Source organism: Exiguobacterium alkaliphilum 12/1 (genome assembly GCF_000714435.1).
In the GTDB taxonomy this organism is placed as follows: domain Bacteria; phylum Bacillota; class Bacilli; order Exiguobacteriales; family Exiguobacteriaceae; genus Exiguobacterium; species Exiguobacterium alkaliphilum.
Window position 1 is genome coordinate 1 of record NZ_JJMW01000055.1, and the last position, 572, is coordinate 572.

1 protein-coding gene is annotated in these 572 nt (G+C 32.3%); it reads left to right on the forward strand.

Annotated features, from left to right (window positions below):
• Positions 1 to 197: 197 nt before the first annotated feature.
• A partial coding sequence (locus RT52_RS17570; protein WP_081852639.1) for an ArsR/SmtB family transcription factor occupies positions 198 to 572 on the forward strand: 375 nt, incomplete at its 3' end.

Consider the following 572-nt stretch of genomic DNA (forward strand, 5'->3'; position numbering starts at 1 on the left):
TCTACTGAGTTATGTCCCAGCCTCTTTTCATTTTAATGTGTACTAACTATCAAACATGTCTTCTTAACGTTCGTTAACGGGAATTACTATTAGAAAAATCATTTTATGTTTTTCATTCAAATATTCACTTGAATATTAACCAAGGAAAGGTATATACTATATTCAAGTGAACACTTGAATATCAATGGGGTGATAATGTGAATAAGAAAGATACTTGTGAAATTTTTTGTTATGACGAGGAAAAGGTCAATCGAATACAAGGTGATTTAAAAACAATCGATATTGTTAGTGTTGCCCAAATGTTAAAAGCAATTGCGGATGAAAATAGGGCAAAGATTACCTATGCTTTGTGTCAAGATGAAGAGTTATGTGTGTGTGATATAGCAAATATTATTGGTATTACGGTGGCAAATGCTTCTCATCATTTAAGGACCCTTCATAAGCAGGGGATTGTAAGATATAGAAAAGAAGGAAAACTAGCGTTTTATTCGTTAGACGATGAACATATTAGACAAATAATGATGATTGTACTAGAACATAAGACGGTTTGTCAAATTAAGCGCAACACTTCC